This is a genomic window from Stenotrophomonas sp. YIM B06876 (assembly GCF_030711595.1).
Classification (GTDB): domain Bacteria; phylum Pseudomonadota; class Gammaproteobacteria; order Xanthomonadales; family Xanthomonadaceae; genus Stenotrophomonas.
The window spans coordinates 1-1,273 of the sequence record NZ_JAUJUJ010000225.1; the positions used below are offsets into that span (position 1 = coordinate 1).

Consider the following 1,273-nt stretch of genomic DNA (forward strand, 5'->3'; position numbering starts at 1 on the left):
ATCAACGTCAACGACTCGGTGACCAAGAGCAAGTTCGACAACCTGTACGGCTGCCGCGAATCGCTGGTCGACGGCATCAAGCGCGCCACCGACGTGATGATCGCCGGCAAGGTGGCCTGCGTGGCCGGTTACGGCGATGTCGGCAAGGGCTCGGCGCAGGCGCTGCGTGCCCTGTCGGCCCAGGTCTGGGTGACCGAGATCGATCCGATCAACGCGCTGCAGGCCGCGATGGAGGGCTATCGTGTAGTGACCATGGAATACGCCGCCGACAAGGCCGACATCTTCGTCACCACCACCGGCAACAAGGACGTGATCCGCCACGAGCACATGCTGGCCATGAAGGACCAGGCGATCGTCTGCAATATCGGCCATTTCGACAACGAGATCGACGTCGCCTCGATCGAGAAGTACGAGTGGGAAGAGATCAAGCCCCAGGTCGACCACATCACCTTCCCCGACGGCAAGAAGATCATCCTGCTGGCCAAGGGCCGCCTGGTGAACCTGGGCTGCGGCACGGGCCACCCGAGCTTCGTCNCGAGTGGGAAGAGATCAAGCCCCAGGTCGACCACATCACCTTCCCCGACGGCAAGAAGATCATCCTGCTGGCCAAGGGCCGCCTGGTGAACCTGGGCTGCGGCACGGGCCACCCGAGCTTCGTCATGAGCGCCTCGTTCGCCAACCAGACCATCGCGCAGATCGAGCTGTTCACCAAGCAGGGCGACTACCAGGTCGGCAAGGTCTATGTGCTGCCCAAGTCGCTCGATGAAAAAGTGGCGCGCCTGCACCTGAAGAAGGTCGGCGCCATGCTGACCGAGCTGACCGACGCCCAGGCTGCCTACATCGGCGTGAGCAAGAGCGGCCCGTACAAGGCCGAGACCTACAGGTATTGATCCCCCTGCGGCGCTGCGCGCCTTCCCCCAGGGGGACGCCACCAGCGGCCCGGCAAAGCCGGTTCCGCGCTGGCACTGGCTTTCAGAGGCGTGCCCGTTGCATGTGCAGTGAAGCAATGTTTGATTTGCTCATTAAATGATAGCTATCAGCGCTTGCTGTTCGGGCGTTAAATGCCTTTTTTACTCATAAAGGATGGGCGCATGCGCGCAGATGTTTTTTTGGTGGATTCTGGCCACGCGGCCACGCGCTCGCAGGCGCAGCGGCTGATTGCCGCGGGTGTGGAATGGCGCTTGTCGCCCGCCGCGCCGTGGCAGAAGGTGGCCAAGAACGGTGACGACATTCCGGCCATCGCCGAGCTGCGGCTGCTCGACGGCGCCGAGGC

2 pseudogenes are annotated in these 1,273 nt (G+C 63.1%); both read left to right on the forward strand.

Going from position 1 to position 1,273, the window contains the following annotated elements:
- Positions 1–540: pseudogene (locus tag QZH66_RS16285) on the forward strand (NAD(P)-dependent oxidoreductase); the annotation flags it as partial.
- 8 nt (positions 541–548) lie between these two features.
- Positions 549–890, forward strand: a pseudogene (locus QZH66_RS16290) (adenosylhomocysteinase); the annotation flags it as partial.
- Positions 891–1,273 lie beyond the last annotated feature (383 nt).